Source organism: Rhodococcus sp. M8 (genome assembly GCF_015654185.1).
In the GTDB taxonomy this organism is placed as follows: Bacteria; Actinomycetota; Actinomycetes; order Mycobacteriales; family Mycobacteriaceae; genus Rhodococcus; species Rhodococcus aetherivorans.
Genome location: NZ_CP064065.1, coordinates 3,411,152 through 3,430,126 on the forward strand (window position 1 = coordinate 3,411,152; position 18,975 = coordinate 3,430,126).

The 18,975-nt window shown below is 71.2% G+C and carries 20 protein-coding genes and 1 pseudogene; 9 read left to right on the top strand and 12 right to left on the bottom strand.

Going from position 1 to position 18,975, the window contains the following annotated elements; all coding sequences use genetic code 11:
- The 7 genes from ISO16_RS15420 to ISO16_RS15450 all read right to left on the bottom strand — a co-directional run bounded on the left by ISO16_RS15420 (position 1) and on the right by ISO16_RS15450 (position 7,552).
- On the bottom strand, positions 1-1,167 hold the full coding sequence (locus ISO16_RS15420) for a CoA transferase (RefSeq protein WP_043803132.1): 1,167 nt from the start codon (positions 1,165-1,167) through the stop codon (positions 1-3).
- On the bottom strand, positions 1,164-2,399 hold the full coding sequence (locus tag ISO16_RS15425; protein ID WP_072636550.1) for an acetyl-CoA C-acetyltransferase: 1,236 nt from the start codon (positions 2,397-2,399) through the stop codon (positions 1,164-1,166). The genes ISO16_RS15420 and ISO16_RS15425 overlap by 4 nt, the downstream gene beginning before the upstream one ends.
- Entirely contained in the window at positions 2,386-4,083 is a 1,698-nt protein-coding gene (locus ISO16_RS15430) for an AMP-binding protein (RefSeq protein WP_072636551.1), read from the bottom strand. The genes ISO16_RS15425 and ISO16_RS15430 overlap by 14 nt, the downstream gene beginning before the upstream one ends.
- Positions 4,080-4,937, bottom strand: a complete 858-nt coding sequence (locus ISO16_RS15435) for an alpha/beta fold hydrolase (protein ID WP_006941707.1) — start codon at positions 4,935-4,937, stop codon at positions 4,080-4,082. Before ISO16_RS15435 ends, ISO16_RS15430 begins: the two co-directional genes overlap by 4 nt.
- Positions 4,934-5,668 (bottom strand): hypothetical protein, encoded by a 735-nt coding sequence (locus ISO16_RS15440; RefSeq protein ID WP_072636552.1) that lies wholly within the window; start codon positions 5,666-5,668, stop codon positions 4,934-4,936. Before ISO16_RS15440 ends, ISO16_RS15435 begins: the two co-directional genes overlap by 4 nt.
- The gene (locus ISO16_RS15445; RefSeq protein ID WP_006941711.1) at positions 5,665-6,861 is read right to left on the bottom strand and encodes an acyl-CoA dehydrogenase family protein; all 1,197 of its coding nucleotides are present in this window, start codon (positions 6,859-6,861) and stop codon (positions 5,665-5,667) included. The genes ISO16_RS15440 and ISO16_RS15445 overlap by 4 nt, the downstream gene beginning before the upstream one ends.
- Positions 6,862-6,949: 88 nt before the next feature.
- The gene (locus ISO16_RS15450) at positions 6,950-7,552 is read right to left on the bottom strand and encodes a TetR/AcrR family transcriptional regulator (protein ID WP_072636553.1); all 603 of its coding nucleotides are present in this window, start codon (positions 7,550-7,552) and stop codon (positions 6,950-6,952) included.
- 123 nt (positions 7,553-7,675) lie between these two features.
- Between ISO16_RS15450 and ISO16_RS15455 the strand changes: the two genes are divergently transcribed.
- From ISO16_RS15455 to ISO16_RS15465, 3 genes are read left to right on the top strand one after another with little or no spacing between them, the layout of a single operon-like run.
- A complete protein-coding gene (locus ISO16_RS15455) occupies positions 7,676-8,170 on the top strand; it encodes a nuclear transport factor 2 family protein (protein WP_006941715.1) in 495 nt (164 codons plus the stop codon).
- Entirely contained in the window at positions 8,167-8,508 is a 342-nt protein-coding gene (locus ISO16_RS15460) for a DUF485 domain-containing protein (RefSeq protein WP_006941716.1), read from the top strand. The genes ISO16_RS15455 and ISO16_RS15460 overlap by 4 nt, the downstream gene beginning before the upstream one ends.
- Positions 8,505-10,121, top strand: a complete 1,617-nt coding sequence (locus ISO16_RS15465) for a solute symporter family protein (protein ID WP_072636554.1) — start codon at positions 8,505-8,507, stop codon at positions 10,119-10,121. Before ISO16_RS15460 ends, ISO16_RS15465 begins: the two co-directional genes overlap by 4 nt.
- Before the next feature lie 65 nt (positions 10,122-10,186).
- Here ISO16_RS15465 and ISO16_RS15470 read toward each other — a convergent pair whose 3' ends face one another.
- The 4 genes from ISO16_RS15470 to ISO16_RS15485 all read right to left on the bottom strand — a co-directional run bounded on the left by ISO16_RS15470 (position 10,187) and on the right by ISO16_RS15485 (position 11,564).
- Positions 10,187-10,375: a hypothetical protein gene (locus ISO16_RS15470; RefSeq protein WP_003938775.1), complete on the bottom strand. Its 189-nt coding sequence runs from the start codon at positions 10,373-10,375 to the stop codon at positions 10,187-10,189.
- A gap of 138 nt (positions 10,376-10,513) precedes the next feature.
- Positions 10,514-11,050, bottom strand: a complete 537-nt coding sequence (locus tag ISO16_RS15475) for a DinB family protein (protein WP_006941719.1) — start codon at positions 11,048-11,050, stop codon at positions 10,514-10,516.
- Positions 11,051-11,143: 93 nt separating this feature from the next.
- Positions 11,144-11,326, bottom strand: coding sequence for a hypothetical protein (locus tag ISO16_RS15480; protein WP_006941721.1), 183 nt, complete (start codon positions 11,324-11,326; stop codon positions 11,144-11,146).
- 97 nt (positions 11,327-11,423) lie between these two features.
- Positions 11,424-11,564 (bottom strand): hypothetical protein, encoded by a 141-nt coding sequence (locus ISO16_RS15485; protein ID WP_170913998.1) that lies wholly within the window; start codon positions 11,562-11,564, stop codon positions 11,424-11,426.
- 145 nt (positions 11,565-11,709) lie between these two features.
- On the opposite strand from ISO16_RS15485, the gene ISO16_RS15490 reads away from it, so the two are divergent.
- From ISO16_RS15490 to ISO16_RS15510, 5 genes and pseudogenes are all read left to right on the top strand, one after another.
- Positions 11,710-12,132, top strand: a complete 423-nt coding sequence (locus ISO16_RS15490; protein ID WP_006941723.1) for a MerR family transcriptional regulator — start codon at positions 11,710-11,712, stop codon at positions 12,130-12,132.
- 112 nt (positions 12,133-12,244) lie between these two features.
- A pseudogene (locus ISO16_RS15495) lies at positions 12,245-13,184 on the top strand (aldo/keto reductase).
- A 133-nt stretch (positions 13,185-13,317) separates the two neighbouring features.
- The gene (locus tag ISO16_RS15500) at positions 13,318-14,334 is read left to right on the top strand and encodes a LacI family DNA-binding transcriptional regulator (RefSeq protein WP_072636556.1); all 1,017 of its coding nucleotides are present in this window, start codon (positions 13,318-13,320) and stop codon (positions 14,332-14,334) included.
- Positions 14,335-14,369: 35 nt separating this feature from the next.
- The gene (aroQ, locus tag ISO16_RS15505; protein WP_006941726.1) at positions 14,370-14,828 is read left to right on the top strand and encodes a type II 3-dehydroquinate dehydratase; all 459 of its coding nucleotides are present in this window, start codon (positions 14,370-14,372) and stop codon (positions 14,826-14,828) included.
- 153 nt (positions 14,829-14,981) lie between these two features.
- On the top strand, positions 14,982-16,811 hold the full coding sequence (locus tag ISO16_RS15510; protein WP_072636557.1) for a sugar phosphate isomerase/epimerase and 4-hydroxyphenylpyruvate domain-containing protein: 1,830 nt from the start codon (positions 14,982-14,984) through the stop codon (positions 16,809-16,811).
- A 7-nt stretch (positions 16,812-16,818) separates the two neighbouring features.
- On the opposite strand, the gene ISO16_RS15515 is transcribed toward ISO16_RS15510, so the two are convergent.
- On the bottom strand, positions 16,819-17,823 hold the full coding sequence (locus ISO16_RS15515) for an NAD-dependent epimerase/dehydratase family protein (protein WP_072636558.1): 1,005 nt from the start codon (positions 17,821-17,823) through the stop codon (positions 16,819-16,821).
- 124 nt (positions 17,824-17,947) lie between these two features.
- On the opposite strand from ISO16_RS15515, the gene ISO16_RS15520 reads away from it, so the two are divergent.
- A complete protein-coding gene (locus ISO16_RS15520) occupies positions 17,948-18,949 on the top strand; it encodes an MBL fold metallo-hydrolase (protein WP_072636559.1) in 1,002 nt (333 codons plus the stop codon).
- The last annotated feature ends 26 nt before the right edge of the window (positions 18,950-18,975 follow it).

The following is an 18,975-nucleotide window of genomic DNA, read 5'->3' on the forward strand; positions in this document are numbered from 1 at the left end:
TCAGCGCGCTCCGCCGGGTTCGTCTCCACGCTCGGGGGAGAGACCGAGTTCTTCGAGTACCTCTCGGGTGTGCTGCCCGTGGCGCGGCGCCGGGCGCGCCTCGGTGTACGTCCCGTCCCAGCGCAACGGGGAGCGCGCCGTCGGCACCGGGCCGACGCCGGGCTGCTCGACGCGTTCGATCACCGCGTACTCGCGGGCGGCCACCTCGTCCATGGTCCGGTACGGCGCCCACAGCACCCGGCTGCCGGACAGTTCCTTCTCGATCTCGGCGAGCGTGCGCGCCGCGAACCACGGACGCAGGATCGCCGTGATCTCGTCGCGCGCGGCGTAGCGGTCACCCTCGTCGGCGAACCGCAGCCCGCGGTGCCGTTCGAGCGCCGCGAAGACCTCGGCGGTGCCGGTGACCTCGACGAGCGATCGCCACTGTGCGGGGGTGAGGCCGACAACCATGACGGCGCGGCCGTCCGCCGTGGCGAAGTCGGACCCGTAGCTGCCGTAGAGCGCGTTGCCCTGCCGGTCGCGGGCCGAGCCGCGTTCCTCGGCCTCGGCCAGCCAGCCCATGCTCGCGACCGCGGACACCGCGACGTCCTCGAGCGCGAGCTCAAGGTACGCGCCCTCCCCCGTCCGGTCCCGCCTGCGCAGCGCGGCGACGATCCCGAGGGCCGCCTGCACCCCGGTGATCAGGTCCCAGGCCGGGAGCACGTGGTTCACCGGGGCCGCAGCATCGACGGGCCCGGTCATGAGAGGCAGCCCGACAGCGGCGTTGACCGTGTAGTCCACGGCGGGGGTGCCGTCGGCGTTGCCGGCGATGTGCAGGTGGATCAGGTCGGGTCGTCGCGCGGCGAGCACCTCGTGGGCAAGCCACGGTGCGTGGGCCGCGTTCTCGAGCACCACCCCGGACCGGGCGATCAGCTCGGTGACGACGGCACGACCGTCCGCACTGCGCAGGTCCACCGCGACGGACCGCTTCGCCTGGTTCAACCCCGTCCAGTACAGGCTCGCCCCCGACTCCGCGAGGGGCCACCGCCCGCCGTCGACCGCGCCGGCGACCGGATCGACACGGACCACGTCGGCACCGAGCTCGGCGAGGATGCGCCCGGCGGTCGGACCGGCGACGAAGCTCGACAGGTCGACGACGCGGATCCCCTCGAGCGGCCGGGTCGTCATGCGGCCCTTTCGAAGATCGCCGTCAACCCCTGCCCGCCACCGATGCACATCGTCTCGAGGCCGTAGCGCGCCCCGCGACGATCCAGTTCGCGCAGCAACGTGGCGAGGATGCGCACGCCGGTCGCCCCGACCGGGTGGCCGAGCGAGATTCCCGAACCGTTGACGTTCGTCCGCTCGAAATCGGTTGTCCCGAAGTTCCATTCACGGGTCACCGCGAGTGCTTGCGCCGCGAACGCCTCGTTGAGTTCGATCAGGTCGATGTCGGCGAGCGTCAGGCCGGCGCGCTTCAGGGCCTTCTCGGTGGACGGCACCGGGCCGATGCCCATCTCCGCCGGCGCGACGCCGGCCACCGCCCAGGTCACCAACCGGCCCAGGGGACGCAGGCCCAGGCGGTCCGCCTGCGCGCGGGTGGTGACGAGACAGGCTGCGGCACCGTCGTTCTGACCGCTGGCGTTGCCCGCGGTCACCGTCGCCTCCGGATCCTGCGCCGCCATGATCGGCCGCAGTTTCGCGAGGGTGTCGACGGAGGCGTCCGCGCGCGGATGCTCGTCCCGGTCCACGATGCGGTCGTCGCCCTTGCGCTGGGGCACCGCCACCGGCACGATCTCCTGCGCGAACACCCCGGATTCGATGGCGGCCATCGCGCGCCGGTGCGATTCGACGGCCAGCTCGTCCTGTTCGCGTCGGCCGATGCCGTACTTGCGGCGCAGGTTCTCGGCGGTCTCGAGCATCCCGCCGGGGACGGGATGGTGACGGCCGCCGGCGGTGACCCGGCCGCGGGCGAGGCGGTCGTGCAGGGCGGCCGGAGCCCCCTTGGCACCCCACCGCATCGATTCGGTGTAGTACTCGGCGCGGCTCATGGATTCGACGCCACCGGCGATCACGACGTCGGCGACGCCGGTCTGCACGCGCATCGCCGCGTCGAGCACGGCCTGCAGCCCGGACCCACACCGGCGGTCGAGCTGCAGGCCCGGCACCGTCACCGGCAGGCCCGCGTCGAGCGCGGCGACGCGGCCGATCGCGGGGGCCTCGCCGTTGGGATAGCACTGGCCGAAGATCACGTCGTCCACCGACTCCGGGTCGATGCCCGTGCGCGCCAGCAGTTCCGAGATCACCCCGGCGGCGAGGTCGGTGGCGGGGACGTCGACGAACGCCCCGCCGTACCGGCCCACCGGTGTGCGCAGCGGTTCGCAGATCACCACATCGGTTGCGGTCACATCAGTTGCGGTCACGTCGGAAGTCCCTTTCGCGGTCGGTCCATTGCTGCGCCCACTCACGCAGTTCCACGGCGCGGATCTTGGTGCCGTTGCCGCCCACCGTCGTGGGCATCGTCTCGATCACGTGGATCGTCGCCGGCACCTTGAACGCGGCCAGCGTCTCGGCGCACCACGCCTTCAGCGATGCCGCATCGAACTCGACGGCGTCCTCGACGGGGACGACGAACCCCACCGCCCGGGTGTAGCCGCCCTCGCCGGTGATGCCGACGACCTTCGCGGTCCGCACCCCGGGGTGTTCGGCGAGACGGTGCTCGATCTCGGCCGGGTCCACGAGAAACCCCCGCAGCCGCAGCACGTCTCCCATCCGGCACACGTAGGTGTAGCCGCCGTCTCCGGTCGCGACGGCGAGGTCGCCGCTGCGGAACCAGCCGTCGGCGGTGAATGCGCGGCCGGCGGCATCGGGGTTGCCGAGGTAGGCGTCGACGACGTTGGGGCCGCGCACCTGCAGCTCGCCCTGTTCCCCGTCCGGGAGGACACGGTCGTCGAGCGGGTCGGCGATGCGGACGTCGACCGACGGGTCGACCGGGCGGCCGCCGCCGTTCCAGCGCACCGACTCCGGGTCGCCGGCCGACCACAGCAACGCCAGCGCGAACACCTCGGACGACCCGAACACGCCCGAGGTGTGGGCGCCGAACTCGTCGCGCGCCCAGCGGGCGATCTCGTGCGAGCGGCCGAGGAAGTCGGCGATGCCGAGCCACTTCAGTGCCGACAGGTCGGCGCGCATCTCGGCGTGCCACGTGTCGTGGAGCCGGCCGAACAGGTCGTCGCCCCCGACGACGTGGGTGACGTACAGCTGTTCCATGCGGCGCAGGGTCGCCGCGGCATCGAAGACCGGCTCCATCAGCAGCGCGGCACCGCCGGCGAGCGCGGCCATGGCGGTGCTGTAGCCGAACACCCCGGAGACCGGCAGCACGCACAGCGCGACGTCGCCGGGCTCGACCCGCATGATCGCGGCGTCGGCGCGGGCGTGCCGCACGACCGCCGAGTCGCGGTGGGCGGCGAGCTTGGGGGTTCCGGTGGAGCCGGACGTGGTGAACGCGACGGCCAGCGGGTCCGCCGGATCGTCCTCCGCGCCGGCGGGCGTGAGCGTCGCGGTGTCGGGCGTGTCCGGGGCGCGCACGCCGCGGGTGTCGCCGCCGCCCGCGCACCAGGACCCGGCGCCGAGGTCGAAGGGGGCCGGATCGGCGGATCCCCCGCCGGGTCCGGTGACGACCGCGACCGCGGGAGCCGGCACCGCGGCGACCTCCGAGGCGGCACGGAGCGTGCCGAACAGGTCCAGGCCGTGGAAGCCGGCCGCGACGGCGACGACCGCCGGCCGCGCCGCGGTGAGGATGTGGGCCACCTCGGCGGTGTTGTAGCGGGTGTTCACGCCGATCACGTGGGCGCCGAGCGCCGCGGCCGCGAACTGCCACACGAGGGCGTCGGACCAGTTGGGCAACAGCACCGCGATGCACCGGCCGCGCCGGACGCCGACGGCCGCGAGTTCGGCCCGCACCGCCTGCACGCGGCGCCGCAGCTCCGCCCTGTTGCAGATCAGCAGCCGCCCGTCGGCGACGTCGTAGGTGGCGACGGCACCGGGATCGGCGGCGACGAGGTCGTCGAGGAACGCGGCCAGTCCGGAGGTGGTGGTCGCGGTCACGACAGCACCTCCGCGGTGGCGCCCCGCAGGTCGGTCAGCCACGAGTCGGCGAGGACGGCGAAGCCCTCCACCTCCTCCATGGGGTAGTGGCCGACGCCGTCGAGCCGGGTGAACCGCGCCCGTCCCGGCGAGATGTCGTTGATCCGGACGGCGAGGTCCGCGACGGCGTCCGGGTCGAGCCACGGATCGTCGGCCCCGACGACGAGGTGGAGCGGGCAGGTCAGCAGCGGCAGCCGGTCGCGCACGTCGTGGGTGCCCCAGCCGATGAGGTCGGACGACGAGATCTCCGGGTCCTCCCGCTTGTGCATGAGGGCGATCCGGTGCGCCGTCGCGGCGGGTACCGAACGCCCGACGGAGGCGAGGGTGCCCAGATAGGTGCGTTCGGCGCGCGACGGCCCGGCGACGTCCTCGAGTTCGCGGCGCAGACCCGAGACATTGACGCGGCCGGGGCCGGCCTCGGCCTCCATCGCGACGGCGCCGGCGAGCGGCCGGTCCGGTCGGGTGGCGAGTTCGAGGGTCAGCTTGCCGCCGATCGAGCAGCCGAGCACGTACGGCCGGTGCACGTCGAGCGCGTCGAGCAGGGCGGTGAGCCAGTCGCCGTACGTGGTGAGGCTGGTGACCGGCCCGTCCGGGGCGGGCTCGGATCGGCCGTGTCCCGGCAGGTCGGGCACGAGCACGCGGTAGCCGCGGGCCGCGAGGTCGTGGGCGACGTGCCGCCACTGCACCCCGCTCTGCCCGGCGGTGTGGATGCACAGCACGGTGGGAAGCGCGTCGGGGGCGTGTTCGCCGGCGGGGGTGACGATCTCGACGAATCCGAGGGCTCCGTCGATGTCCAGGTAACGGGCCTCGATCATGAGCAGGCCTTTCTCGCGACGGCACGGGCGTGGCCGATGATCAGGTTCAGCGGTTTGGTGAGCCGGAGGTACTCGTATCCGTCTCCAGTGGAGGAGAATTCGCCGCCGATTGCGCGGCGCATGAAGTCGTCGTGCGCACCGAGGATCAGGTCGACCCAGGTGTGGTCGGGTGCGACGAACGTGAAGGTGGCCCCGTGCGGGGTGCGCCGCGTGACGTCGACGATGCGGCCGCGGTAGATCCGCAGGTGCAGTTCCCGGTCGCCGCAGCGCAGGCCGACGGTGCCGTCCCAGGTGGCCAGGGCAGACCCGAAGGCGGGGTCGGCCTCGAGGTGGTCACGGAGCAGCTCACCCCAGGCCGGAGTGCAGAAGTCCAGTGCCGGAACAGGTTCGGATGGCGTGGCGAGCCGCCAGGTCTCGGTGCCCTCCTCCCGCACGGCGCCGGCGGCATCGAGCACGCGGACGAACCGCTCGGCGGTGGTGCCCTCGACGCGGGTGACGACGGCCTCCGACCGGATCCGGTCTACCGCCGTGACCGGCGTGATCGCCGTCCAGCGCAGTCCCGTGCGGTGCGCGGCGGGCACAGGCGGGGTGAGCAGCTCGGCGGCGACGGTCCCGAGCGCGAACGTCCCTGTCGGGAGGACGATTCCGGACTCTGCGAGCAGGTCGGCGGCCATCCGGCCGGAACCGGCGGTGCGATCGCCGACGCGGAGGGTGTTCAGTGTGGTGCTCATGCGGTTTCCGGCCTTCCGAGCAGCTCGTCGGAGATGATGCGCATCTGGATCTCGCTGGTGCCTTCGAAGATCTTCGTCAGGCGGGCGTCGCGCCAGTGCCGTTCGACCTGGAAGTCCGTGGTGTAGCCGGCACCGCCGTGGATCTGCACGGCCTCGCTGGTCACCTGCTCGGCCATCTCGGTGGCGACGAGCTTGCACATCGACGCCTCGAGCGAGCAGCGCCGCCCGGTGTCGATGTCGGTGGCCACGGAGTACATCAGCTGGCGGGCCGCCTCGATGTCGGCCGCCATCTTCGCGATCTTGAACCGCAGGTGCTGGAAGTCACCGATGGGACGGCCGAATTGGCGCCGGGTGTGTACGTAGGCGATCGAGTCCTCGAGGGCCGCACGGGCGAGGCCGATCGCGCGGGCCGCGGTGTGGGCCCGGCCGACCTCGAGCCCGGAGACGGCGAGATAGAAACCCTTGCCCTCCTCGCCGAGCATCTTGCCGGCGGGGATGCGGAAGTTGTCGAACGACAGCTCCCAGGTGTGCCAGCCGAAGTAGCCGATCTTGCGGACCTTGGTGCCCGAGATTCCCTCCGGGAACACGCCGCGCTGCTTCTCGACGAGGAACGCGCTGATCCCGCGGTGCGGCTTGGCCGGATCCTTGTGCGGATCGGTGCGGGCGAACAGCACCAGGTAGTCGGCCTCGTCGGCGTAGGTGCACCACATCTTCGTGCCGTTGACGACCCATTCGTCCCCGTCGCGGGTCGCCCGGCAGGAGATGTTGGCGACGTCGGAGCCGGCCTCCGCCTCGGACAGGGCGTACGCGCCGAGGTATTCGCCGCGAGCCACCTTCGGCAGCAGGGCGGCCTCCTGCTCGGGAGTGAAGCCACCGCCCATGCCGTTGCCGCGGGCGAGGAGACCGGACACGCTCATCCAGGCCCGGGACAGCTCCTCGGCGACCAGGCAGTACTCGAACACGCCGAGACCGAGGCCGCCGTGCTCCTCGGGGATCATGATGCCGAAGAACCCGATCTCGGCCATCTCCTTCTTCAGCGAGTCGGGGATGGTGCCCTGGACGGGGTCGAGCTCGTTGGCGACGGGCAGCACCTTCGTCATGGCGAAGTCACGGGCGAGGTCGCGGATGGCGAGGCGCTCTTCGGTGAGGTACCGCGGGGTGTCGGTACGGGGCTGCGACGGCCGGTGGGTCATGGGGGACTCCCTCGGTGAACCAGAATCTGGTTATTAACGCTTGTTCACCCAGTACAGCACGCTCCCGCCCGGGCGTCAACGCCGGAGTTCAGGCGGGGCGGTATCCGAGCAGGTTGAGCGCGTACCGGCCGTAGTCGTCGGCCACCTCGGCCGCGCCGAGCGGCCCGTCCGGGCGGAACCACAGCGGGATACCGGCGCACATCGTGAGGACCGCGGTCACGGCCTGGTGCACGTGCGGAACATCGAAAATCCCTATCCGGGAACCTTGTTCGGCGATCTCGACGAACAGCTGCTCCTGCGCGTCCCGCGAACCGACCACCCGCTTGCGATCCACCTCGCCGAGATACCGGAGCTCGGTGTTCGCCACCAGGCACTCACGCGGATTACGGGCGGTGAACAGCGCGTGCGCCACCACGGCGACCCGCCAGCGCTCGGCGGGATCCGTACCCGCCTTGCGCAGCGCGTTGCGCGTGGCGGTGAATTGCTCGTCGCTGGCCGCCCGGAGGATCTCGACGAGCAACTCCGACTTGTTCTCGAAGTGGTTGTAGACGTTCGCAGCGCTGCAACCAGCACGATTGGCGATGGTGCGCATCGTCGCGCCGTGGAAACCGGCCGCGAAGAACTCGTCGAGCGCCGCGTCGAGGATCCGGTCCCGGACGCCCATCAGGGTCGTGCCCGATCGAGTGTTCATGAGATGGAGGGTAGAGGCCCAGGTCGGGACCAGCAAGAAGCCGGTCTTGACGGTGCGGTTACCGCCCGTCTATGGTCCACCTCACATGAACATGCGTTAACCACTTCTTCGGAGGGCGCACCTGTGACCACCATCCCCGACATCACGCTCACCGAGCGCATCACCCGCCTCGAGGACCTCGAGGCGATCCGTTCGCTCGACGCCCGCTACTGCCGTCACCTCGACGACGGCGACTGGGACGCCCTGATGGACCTGTTCACCGACGACGGCGAGTTCGACGGCCTGTCCCATCCCCGCGGCAAGGCCGAGATGCGCGAGTTCTTCGCGGGCCTCGCCGCCGGAGGGCTGACCACGTTCTGGCACTTCATCACGAACATGGAGATCGACCTCGACGGCGACCGCGCCACCGTGCGGTCCTTCCTGTGGCAGCCCTGCGTGACCGACGGCGCCCCCGCCATCGCCGCCGGCCGCTACACCGACGAGGTGGTCAAGGTCGACGGCCGTTGGCGCTACCGGGTCAAGCAGGTCCGCTTCCACTTCTTCGGTCCGCTCGAGCAGGGCTGGGACGAGAACCTCTTCGCGCTGGAGACGGCACGCCGGGCGGCGGTGCGGCCGTGACCGAGTTGCAGACCGGAACGCAACCGACCTGGAGCGCGATGCTCTCCCTGCCCGAGGTCGTCGAACTGCGCCGCCGCCGGCGCACCGTCACCAACTCCCTCGGCGCCCTCGCGATCACGCTCTTCGCGTCCTTCCTCGTCGGCTTCGCCTACTTCCCCGAATTCCTCGGTGACACCGAGCTCCTCGGAGTTCCCCTCTCGCTGTGGGTCGTGTTCTCCCAGTTCGCCGGGACGTGGGTCCTCGTCTACGCCTACTTCCGGCTCACCCGCATCTACATCCAGCCCGCCGCCGACGCCGCCGTCGCGGCCGTCCTCGAGAACCAGGAGCGTGCGGCATGACCGGCGACGCCGACTACCTCGCGATCGCGATCTGCGCGGCGGTGATCTCGCTGACCCTGTGGGTCACGTTCGCCGTGTCCCGGCGGGCCCGCAGCGCCGACGGATTCTTCGCCGCCGGCCGCTCGATCTCGAGCTGGCAGAACGGCTTCGCGATCGCCGGTGAATTCATCTCGGCCGGAAGCTTTCTCGGAACCACCGGCCTGATCTTCTACAAGGGCGTCGACGGCGCTGTCATCCTCTGCACCTCGGTGATCTCGTTCCTGCCCGTGCTGTTCCTGCTCGCCGAGAAGATGCGCAACGTGGGCAAGTACACTCTCGCCGACGTACTCGTGTTCCGCACCGAGGCACGCAGCGTGCGGGTCGTCGTGGCGTTGAGCACCATCGCCACCGGCACCTTCGTGTTGCTCGCGCAACTCGTCGCGGCCGGGGTGCTGCTCGAGTCGGTCTCCGGTATCCCGTTCTGGCTGTCCGTCATCGTCGCCGGCACCCTCATGGGCATCTACGTCTTCGTCGGCGGCATGCTCGCCACCACGTGGGTGCAGGTCATCAAGTCCACGATCCTGTCGGTCCTCGCGATCGTGGTCGGGCTGGGCATTCTCGCGCAGTTCGGGTTCAGCTTCCCGAAGGTCCTCGACACCGCGACCGAGCACGCGGTTGCGGGCGAGGCCGTCCTGTCCCCGGGCCTGATCTTCGGGCAGACCAGCGCGCTGAACCTCGTCTCGTACTCGCTGGCGTTCGCGCTCGGCACGGCGGGCATGGCACACATCCTGATCCGCTTCTTCACCGTCCCCGAGGCGAGCACCGCCCGACGCTCGCTGGGCTGGACCGTCGCGCTGTGCAGCATGTTCTACCTGATCGTCATCGTGATGGGCTTCGGCGCCGCAGCCCTGCTGGGGGACGGCGGCGCCGATCGGGTCGGCGCCGGCGGCAATCTCGCGGCGCCCGTGCTCGTCACCGAACTCGGCGGGGGCGTGGGCACGATCGGCGGCTCGATCGCCCTCGCGATGGTCGCGGCGGTCGCGTTCGCGAGCATCGTCGCCGTTGTCGCCGGCGTGGTGATCTCCGCCGCGGGCACCTTCGCCCGCGACATCTGGCCGGCGCTGACCCGCAAGCCGCCGGTGGACGAACTCGACGTCGCGGCGCGCACGCGCGAGGAGAACGCCCAGGCCCGTGTCGCCCGGTTCGGTGCGGTGGCGTTCAGCGCCGTCGCGATCGGGCTGACCATGCTGATCGGCGACGACACGAACATCACCTACTTCATGGGAATGGCGTTCATGGTGGCCGGCAGCGCCCACCTGCCGTCGCTGGTGCTCAGCCTGAACTGGCGGCGCTTCAACAGCACCGGTGCCGTGTGGGGAATCCTCACCGGCCTGGTCTCGACCATCGTCAGTCTCATGCTCACCGAGGCGCTGTGGCTCGGCAGCGGCCCGGCACCCCTGACGATCCAGCTTCCGGTGATCGTCACCATGCCGCTCGGCCTTGCCGCGTGCGTCGTCGGCTCACTCGTGGCCGAGAAGCGACGCGGACGCTCCGCGCACGAGGACGAGAAGTTCGCCGAGATGCTGGTGCGCGCGGAAACCGGGATCGGGGCCGAGGTCGCGAGCGCCCACTGACGACAACGCAGGCGGGCACCCGCACTCGGCCAGGTCCGAGCGGGGTGCCCGTCGCGTCGCCGTCGTCAGGGCAGGTCGAACAGCGTCGGATGGTCCTGCTGCGCCTGTTCGGCGAGCACCGCGCCGTGTCTCTCGCACATCTCGCGTGCGATGTGTTCGGGGCACGCGAGTTCGCGACCGATCTGTTCCCAGTCCCACCCGGACGCGTGCAGTTCCCAGGCGACGCGGCCGTCTTCGTCCCAGAGTGCCGACATGGCCCGATACTGCTCCGTGTCGAGCGCACGGCCAACGACATTCGTGCGCGTGTCGCGGATCGGGCTGCCGTCCCGCGACCGAAAGTGCTTCCCGCGCTCGTACGGACGCGCGCGGGAAGCACCCCCGCGCGCGGACGTCTAGTCGAAGGTCATGCCGGCGTCGGTGCCCTGCTGCATGGTGGTGTTCGCGCCGTCGAGGGATTCGCGGATGATGTCGGCATGACCGCTGTGGTGGGCGGTCTCCCGGATGATGTGCAGCAGCACCTTTCGGGCGCTCCACCACTGTCGCTCCGGCGCCCACGGCGCGGTGGGCAGCGGCACCTGCAGGTCGAGGTCCGCGAGGCCGGCGACGAAGGCCTCCGTCTGCTCCGCGATCGCCTCGTACCGCTCGAGCAGGCCGGCGACGGTTTCGTCGTCGCGCATGTAGTACTGCTCCATCGCGGACTCCATGTCGAACTCGGCGGTGTCGTCGGGTGTGCGGATCGTGTCGATCCAGTGCTGCTCGGTGGTCGAGACGTGCTTGAGCAGCCCACCCAGGGTCAGGTCGCTGACGGTGCTGCGGGTGCGGGCCTGCTCGTCGTCGAGGTTGCGGAGGGTGATCAGGAACATCTTCCGCTGCTCGGCCAGCATGTCGAGGATGTCGGCCCGTTCTCCGGAGAGGGTCCGCTCGGTCATGTCGCTTCCGCCCTTCGTGATGTCGATTCTGGCTACGACTACGACGGTAGGGACGAATGCGGACAGTTTCGGTCCTCGATAGGTGACCGGAAATCAGGTCGCGAAGAAGACCGCGCCGGTCACCGGCACGAGCGTCAGGAACAGGACCGACAGGACGAACAGCGTGATCGTCAGCTTCCTGTTCCATCCGCCGCGCGTTCCGCTCGCGGCGAGCACGAAGAGCACGAATCCGACGCAGATGGACACGATGCCCACGATCACGGGTGTCTCGATCATCTGTTCATCATCCATCTGTTCGTCATCGCGGAGGGCCGCACACCGCGCCCAGGGTGGGCGGCGTCGGGAACGGCGACGTCCCCGACGCCGCCCGTGCTCAGCCCGGGCAGTGGATGGTCACGTGGCCGCATTTGACGGACGCGGTCGCGGTGGCGGCGTTCGCGGCGCCTGCGGTGCCGAGGACGACGGTGAACAAGGTCGCGACGACCGCGACGGTGGTGCGGATCCGGGTCTTCATGGCAGCCTCCTGAGGGTGGTGAGAAACGGGGTTCGCCCATCGTCGGCCGCCATCCGGGTCCTCGACAGGCACCCTGTGGTGCCGATGCGGCCACCCCGGATCGCCTTCGGAGCGCAGGACCACCCCCGAGGCGGATCATGAAGCCATGACGACCGCCCCTTCCGCGACGACCGTTGCGACCATCGCCGAGGCCGCCGAGCGCACCGGTCTGACCACCCACACCCTCCGCTATTACGAGCGCGACGGCCTCATGCTGCGTGAAATCGGCCGCTCCTCCTCCGGCCACCGGCTCTATACCGAGGACGACCTCTCCTGGGTGGTGCTGCTGACCCGGCTGCGGGCGACGGGCATGCCGATCCGCGAGATCCGCGAGTACGCGGCCCTCTGCCGGGCCGGCGGCGGCAACGAACAGGACCGCCTCGCGCTGCTCCGCGCGCACCGGGCGCGGGTGCTCACCCAACTCGACGAGGTGACCGAGCACCTCGCCGCGATCGACGGCAAGATCGACATCTACCTCTCCCGGACGAGCGGCCGCGACGACGGACCGTGCGAGAGCGCTCGCGCTTGACTTCGAGCGCGCTCGAAGGTCTTGACTCGTCGCCATGACCACGAACAACACCTCCCGGCCCCCACTCGGCACCCGCACGCTCGGCACCGCGTCGCCGCTGACGGTCTCGGCGATGGGACTCGGGTGCATGGGCATGTCCGAGTTCTACGGCACCGGGGACGAGGCCGATGCCGTCGCCACCATCCACCGGGCCCTCGAGCTCGGCGTGACGTTGCTCGACACCGCCGACATGTACGGGCCGTTCACCAACGAGAACCTCGTCGGCCGCGCCGTCGCGGATCGCCGCGACCGCGTCGTCCTCGCGACCAAGTTCGGCAACGAGCGCGCCGAGGACGGCACCCGCCTCGGCATCAACGGCCGGCCCGAATACGTCCACGCGGCCTGCGACGCGTCGCTCCGCCGCCTCGGCGTCGACCACATCGATCTCTACTACCAGCACCGCGTGGACAAGACCGTGCCGATCGAGGACACCGTCGGCGCGATGGCCGAACTGGTGCAGGCGGGGAAGGTCCGCCATCTGGGTCTGTCGGAGGCGTCCGCGGAGACGATCCGCCGGGCCCACGCCGTCCACCCGATCACCGCGCTGCAGACCGAGTACTCGCTGTTCACCCGCGACATCGAGGACGAGATCCTGCCGGCCCTGCGTGACCTCGGCATCGGGCTCGTGCCGTATTCGCCGCTCGGGCGCGGCATCCTGACGGGCGCGATCACGGCGCCGTCCGATCTCGAGCTCGGATTCTCGCCGCACCGCGTATTTCCCACGATTCCAGGGTGCGGCGCTGGAGGCGAACCTGGCGCTCGTGACCGCCGTCCGCCGCCTGGCCCGGTCCAAGAACTGCACCCCGGGCCAGCTGGCACTGGCGTGGGTTCTCGCCCAGGGCGACGACGTGGTCCCCATCCCGGGGACGAAGCGGGTGCGTTTCCTCGAGGAGAACGTCGAGGCCGCGGCCGTGTCGCTCACCGCGGACGAGCTGGGCGCGATCGAGTCGGCGGTGCCCCGGGAGGCGGTCGGGGGGGAGCGCTACGGGGACATGTCCAGCATCGACGGGTGAGCGACGCGTCGCCCGCTGGGAACGGTCGGCGGGCGGCACCCGGGCCGCTCCTCCGCGCAAGCGGTTACATGCAGCTTGACAAAGCGATGTAACCGCTTGCACAGTGGGTGGACCCCACACCCGAGGAGAACCCATGGCGACGCTTCGCGAGGTCGCAGCGCGCGCCGGCGTCTCGACCGCCACGGTCTCACGCGTGTTCTCCCGCCCGGAGGCCGTCAGTCCCGACACGCGCGCGAAGGTGTTCACCGCCGCGGAGGCACTGTCCTTCACCCCCAACCCCACCGCCCGCTCGCTCGCCCTCGGCCGCACCCACAACCTGGGCTTCCTCGTCCCGGACATCCGCAACCCCGTGTTCGGCCCCGCCGTCGAGTCGGCACAGGACCGGGCCCGCGCGCGCGGCTACTCCCTCTTCGTCGCGGCGGGCGAGGGACGGTCCGCCGACGAGCTGGACCTCGTCCGGGCGATCGCCCGGCAGGTCGACGGGCTGGTTCTGATCGCCCCGCGCATGTCCGACACCGACCTCGAGGATCTCGCACGGGTCACGCCCGTCGTGCTCGTCAACCACACTGCCGGCGATCTGCCCGCCGTGCTGCTGTCCTCCGACGACGGCATGGTCGAGGCCGTCGAGCATCTCGCCGACGCCGGGCACACTGCCGTCACCTACCTCGGCGGCCCCGAGTACTGGCTCGCCCAGCGCCGCCGCCGCGCCGCCTTCGTGGAGGCCTGCGCCGGCCGGGGCATCACCGGCACGGTGCTCGGCCCCCTCGAGCCCGACTTCGTCGTCGCGGGCCGGAAGGCGGCCGAGGAACTGGTCGGCACCGGGACGACGGCCGTCGTCGCGTACAACGACCAGGCCGCCGTCGGCCTCATGCAAGGCTTCGCCGAGCACGGACTGCGGGCGGGCCGCGACTACTCCGTCGTCGGGTTCGACGACTCGTGGCTCTGCGAGATGACCTCGCCGCCGCTGACCACCGTGCATCTCGCGTTCGACGAGGCCGGCGTGACTGCGATCGACCTGCTGTGCGACGTCCTCGACGGAAAGACCACACCCCGCGCTGCGCCTGTGGAACTCGGCACCCACCTCGTCGTGCGCTCGAGCACCGTCACCGCCCGCCTGCCCCGTCGACTGACAGACCCGGCCGGGAGATGACCCCGGAACACGAAGAAAGCAAAGGAGATTCGTCCATGACCTCGGTGCTCGTCCTCAACGGCCCCAACCTCAACCTGCTCGGCACCCGCGAGCCCGGCGTGTACGGCGCGCAGACCCTCGAGGACGTGGAGACCCTGTGCCGCAACGTCGGCAAGGAACTGGGCGTCGACATCGACTTCCGGCAGTCCAACCACGAGGGCGTCCTCATCGACGCCCTCCACGACGCCGGCGCCGCGGTCGCCCGCGGGGAGTCCCTCGGGGTGGTGTTCAACGCGGGCGCCTACACGCACACCTCGGTGGCCCTGCACGATGCGATCAAGGGCGCCCACGTACCGCTCATCGAGTTGCACATCTCCAACGTCCATGCCCGCGAGGGGTTCCGCCACCACTCCTACATCTCCCCGGTCGCATCCGGGATCATCGTGGGTCTCGGCGTCGCCGGCTACGAGTGGGCGCTGCGCGCGCTCGTGGCCCAGCGCACGGCGCAGGCGTAACCGGCGCCCCCACACCCCGAGACCGGTCCCCTCGCGCGCGACCCGCGGCGAGCCACCCCTGCCGATACCGGTGTGCGGGGCAAACCCGCCCTCGCGCACCGGTCCCCGATTCCGAGTCCGCCCGCACAGGCGGCACCGTGGAGGAGCCCGACCATGACCCACCCCCGTCCTGGGACCAAGCGCGCCAAGGCAATCGCCACCGTGTGCCTGTCCGGCACCCTCGAGGACAAGCTCGTCGCCGCCGCCCACGCCGGGTTCGACGGCATCGAACTGTTCGAACCCGACCTGATCGGCTCCCCGCTCACCCCCGCGGCGGTGCGCGAGCGCTGCGCCGAACTCGGGCTGAGCATCCCGCTGTATCAGCCCTTCCGCGACTTCGAGGCCGTCCCGGCCGAGATCCACGCCCGCAACATGCGCCGCGCGCGGCACAAGTTCGACGTGATGGAACAGCTCGGCACCGACCTCGTGCTGGTGTGCTCGTCGGTGTCGCCGCACACCGTCGACGATGTCGATCTCGCGGCCGCGCAGCTGCGGGAACTGGCGGATGCGGCAGCGCAGCGGGGCATGCGGATCGCCTTCGAGGCGCTGGCGTGGGGCCGCCACGTGAACACCTGGCAGCGCTCGTGGGAGATCGTGCGCCGGGCCGATCATCCGGCCCTCGGGCTGTGCCTCGACAGCTTCCACATCTTCTCCCGCACCAAGGACGTCGCCGGCATCGCGGACATCCCGGGCGAGAAGATCTTCTTCCTGCAACTCTCCGACGCACCGGAGATGGACATGAACGTCCTGCAGTGGAGCCGCCACTACCGGGTGTTCCCGGGCGAAGGCGAGTTCGATCTCGTCGGACTCGTCGGGCACGTCCTCGCGGCGGGTTACACCGGGCCGCTCTCGCTGGAGGTGTTCAACGATGTGTTCCGCCAGTCGGCGCCGGTGCCGACGGCGATCGACGCGATGCGCTCGCTGCTCGATCTGGAACTGCGGCTCGACGGTGACCCCAACCCGGTACAGGTGCGCGGGCACGCGTTCACGGAGATCGGAACTCCGCCCACCGCTGCGGAGCCGGTCCGTGCGGCCCTCGCCTCGCTCGGCTTCACCCACTCGGGGCAGCATCACAGCAAGCCGGTGGAGCTGTGGGAGCAGGGGGATGCGCGGGTGCTGGTGAACACCTCGAACCCGGCCCACAGCGCGGCTGAGGGCGCGGCCGTCACCGCTCTGGGGATCGAGGTCGCGGACGTCGGCGCCGTCTCCCGGCACGCCCACGAGCTGCTGGCACCGCAGCTGGCGCGGGTCGTCGGCCCGGGTGAGGCACCGTTGTCCGCAGTGGTCTCCCCGGACGGCACCGCCCTGTTCCTGTCGTCGCGGAGCGACGGCCCGGCGAGCTGGCGCAACGACTTCCGCCCCACCGGCACGACGCCGACGACGGCGGTGGGCGTGCGGTGCACCGAGTACGTCGCGCTGACCCAGGCCTACGACCGATTCGACGAAGCCACGCTGTTCTACCGGTCGGTGCTGGGCCTGACCGACGCCGAGGCCGCCGAATACGCGGGACCGTTCGGCTTGGTGCGCAGCCGCGTCCTCGCCACGGACGGTTTCGAGGTCGGCCTGGTCGCACCCGTGCTCCGTCGCGGCGAATGGGCACCGGGCGTGCGGCACCCCCAGCACATCGCGTTCGGTGTCGACGATGCGGTGGAAGCCGCTCGCGCCCTGCATGATTCGGGAGCGCCGGTGCTCGAGATCCCCCGCAACTACTACGACGATCTGGATGCGCGCCTGGCTCCGGATCCGGAAATGCTTGCCGCCCTGCGGGAATACAACGTGCTCTACGATCGGGACGAGGACGGCGGCGAGCTGTTCCAGGTGTTCACCAAGGTCGTCAGTGCCCGGGTGTTCTTCGAACTGGTGCAGCGGCGCGGCGGCTACCGGGGTCACGGCACGGTCAACGCCCCGATCCGCATGGCCGCGCACGCCGCCGCGCGACGCTGACCCACTGCTACCGGGCGCCACCCACCGCGCTCGCCAGCGCCGCGAGGGTCTGGGCGCTCGTGTAGCGCGGCTGCCAGCCGAGCTGCGTCCGGGCCCTCGTCGTGTCCATCACGACGGACGTGCGGCCCGTGTGGATCCACTCGACCATCGAGGGCAGGAACGGCAGCCGCGCAACCACGGCCGACGCGGCCGTCGCGACCGACGCCGGGACCCGGATCGGCCGGGCGCCGAGCGCGGCCGCGACGTCCGACAGCGACACCACCCCGTCGCCGGCGATGTTGTACGCGCCGGGCGGCCCCTCGGACGTCACGGCGGCGACGACGGCACTCGCGACGTCGTCGTGGTGCACGAGCTGGAGCGGATGACCGGGGTCCGGGAACACCGGGCGCGGCAGGGGCAGGGCGCCGGCAGCCTTCCGCACTGCCCCGGGCAGATGCGCGGCGACCTGCCGCCACGGCATGGCATCGGCCAGGGCGGTCGCGTGCGGCCCCGCGACGATGCAGGGCCGCAGCACGAACACCTCGAGGTCCGATCCGCGGGTGACCTCGTCGAGCACCCGCTCGAGTTCGGCCTTCTGTTCGGAGTAGTAGTGCTCGTGCGAGCCACGCGTGGGCACGTCCTCGGAGAGCGGGGTCGGATTGTCGGGGTGGTATCCGTACGCGGCGACGGACGAGGTGTACACGAGACGCCGCGGCCGGGCGGCGGCAACCGTCGCCTCGAAGACGTTGCGGGTCCCGGCGATGTTGATCCGGTGACTCTCGGCGCGCGAGCCCATGATGACGAAGGCCAGGTGCACGACGACGTCGGCCTCCGCGACCAGGGCGTCGACGGCGCCGCGGTCGAGGATGTCGCCCTGCCGGTACTCGGTCTTGGTCCAGCCCTGCCGGGCAGGATCGAACGGGCCTCGCGCCATGCCGAGGATCCGGTCGATGCGCGGGTCCTGTTCGAGGGCCGCGACCGCGGCCCTGCCGATCTCGCCGGTGGGACCGGTGACCGCAACCGTCGTTCCCATGGGATCCCCTTCGCTCGTGACGCCGTCCGTGCGATTCATACCGCGTTCCCGGGCCGGGCCGGGGGCAAACCACGGTCCGGCTCGTGCGGTTAGACTCACCGCCACTGCGGACGGGGGGCGAACGGTGGGCGACGGCGGGTTGACGCAGATCGGCGACGGGGTGTGGGCGGTTGTACGGACGCCGGGCGGCTGGGGAGAAGCGAACACCGGTCTCGTCGTCGATGCGGGCACGGCGTCGCTGGTCGTGGACACCGCGTGGGACACGCGGCTGGCGCGGCGGATCGCCGAGGCACAGCAGCCGCTGGTGTCGCGGGCACCGATCACCGAGGCCGTCAACACCCATTCCGACGGCGACCACTGGTGGGGCAACGACACGCTTCCGGCGACGGCTCGCATCACGACGAGTGCGGCCGCGCTGCGCGGCATGCGCGAGGATCTCCCTCCCGCCGCGGTGGCGGCGCTCGCGGCGGCCGGACGTCCGCTCGCCGCGCTGCCCGGGATGCTGGGCGCCGCGGCCGCCTACATGCGCCGGGTGCCGGGCGGCGCCCGCCTGCCGCTGCGATCGCCTCGGCTGCCCGACCACACCTTCGACACAATCCTGCGGCTCGATGTGGGGCAACGTCCGGTCCAGCTCGAGCGCCTCGGGCCGTGCCACACCGCCGGGGACCTCATCGCGCACGTGCCGGACGCCGGCATCGTGTTCGCCGGCGATCTGCTGTTCATCGGCTCGACCCCGATCCTGTGGCACGGGCCGCTGGAGAACTGGCTCGCCGCGATCGACCGGCTGCTGGCCCTGGACGCGGACCTCTACGTGCCCGGTCACGGGCCGCTGTGCGGACCCGCGGAGATCCGCGAGTTGCGCGCCTACTGGGTGTGGCTCGAGCAGGCCGGCCGGGAACAGTACGCGCGCGGCGCCGGGCCGCTCGAGGCGGCCCGGCAGCTGGTGCGGGATCCCGAATTCGTCCGGTGGGGCGTTTGGATCCACCCGGAGCGGATCGTCCTGAGCCTGAGCACGCTGTTCCACGGGTGGGACGGGCATCCGCCGGCGGCGCCGACCGTCGTGCGACGGGCGCGGGCGTTCGCCGACGCAGAGACGCTGCTGCGCGAGTTGTCCGCGAAACGGTGAAGGGCCCGCCGGTAGGGCGAGCCCTC

Excerpts from the sequence above, each read along its gene's own strand:
- ISO16_RS15480 (WP_006941721.1), bottom strand. The coding sequence starts at position 11,326 with ATGATCGAGACACCCGTGATCGTGGGCATCGTGTCCATCTGCGTCGGA.
- ISO16_RS15465 (WP_072636554.1), top strand. The coding sequence starts at position 8,505 with ATGACCGGCGACGCCGACTACCTCGCGATCGCGATCTGCGCGGCGGTG.
- ISO16_RS15485 (WP_170913998.1), bottom strand. The coding sequence starts at position 11,564 with ATGAAGACCCGGATCCGCACCACCGTCGCGGTCGTCGCGACCTTGTTC.
- ISO16_RS15475 (WP_006941719.1), bottom strand. The coding sequence starts at position 11,050 with ATGACCGAGCGGACCCTCTCCGGAGAACGGGCCGACATCCTCGACATG.
- ISO16_RS15490 (WP_006941723.1), top strand. The coding sequence starts at position 11,710 with ATGACGACCGCCCCTTCCGCGACGACCGTTGCGACCATCGCCGAGGCC.
- ISO16_RS15470 (WP_003938775.1), bottom strand. The coding sequence starts at position 10,375 with ATGTCGGCACTCTGGGACGAAGACGGCCGCGTCGCCTGGGAACTGCAC.
- ISO16_RS15435 (WP_006941707.1), bottom strand. The coding sequence starts at position 4,937 with ATGATCGAGGCCCGTTACCTGGACATCGACGGAGCCCTCGGATTCGTC.
- aroQ (WP_006941726.1), top strand. The coding sequence starts at position 14,370 with ATGACCTCGGTGCTCGTCCTCAACGGCCCCAACCTCAACCTGCTCGGC.
- ISO16_RS15510 (WP_072636557.1), top strand. The coding sequence starts at position 14,982 with ATGACCCACCCCCGTCCTGGGACCAAGCGCGCCAAGGCAATCGCCACC.
- ISO16_RS15420 (WP_043803132.1), bottom strand. The coding sequence starts at position 1,167 with ATGACGACCCGGCCGCTCGAGGGGATCCGCGTCGTCGACCTGTCGAGC.
- ISO16_RS15515 (WP_072636558.1), bottom strand. The coding sequence starts at position 17,823 with ATGGGAACGACGGTTGCGGTCACCGGTCCCACCGGCGAGATCGGCAGG.
- ISO16_RS15445 (WP_006941711.1), bottom strand. The coding sequence starts at position 6,861 with ATGACCCACCGGCCGTCGCAGCCCCGTACCGACACCCCGCGGTACCTC.
- ISO16_RS15500 (WP_072636556.1), top strand. The coding sequence starts at position 13,318 with ATGGCGACGCTTCGCGAGGTCGCAGCGCGCGCCGGCGTCTCGACCGCC.
- ISO16_RS15440 (WP_072636552.1), bottom strand. The coding sequence starts at position 5,668 with ATGAGCACCACACTGAACACCCTCCGCGTCGGCGATCGCACCGCCGGT.
- ISO16_RS15450 (WP_072636553.1), bottom strand. The coding sequence starts at position 7,552 with ATGAACACTCGATCGGGCACGACCCTGATGGGCGTCCGGGACCGGATC.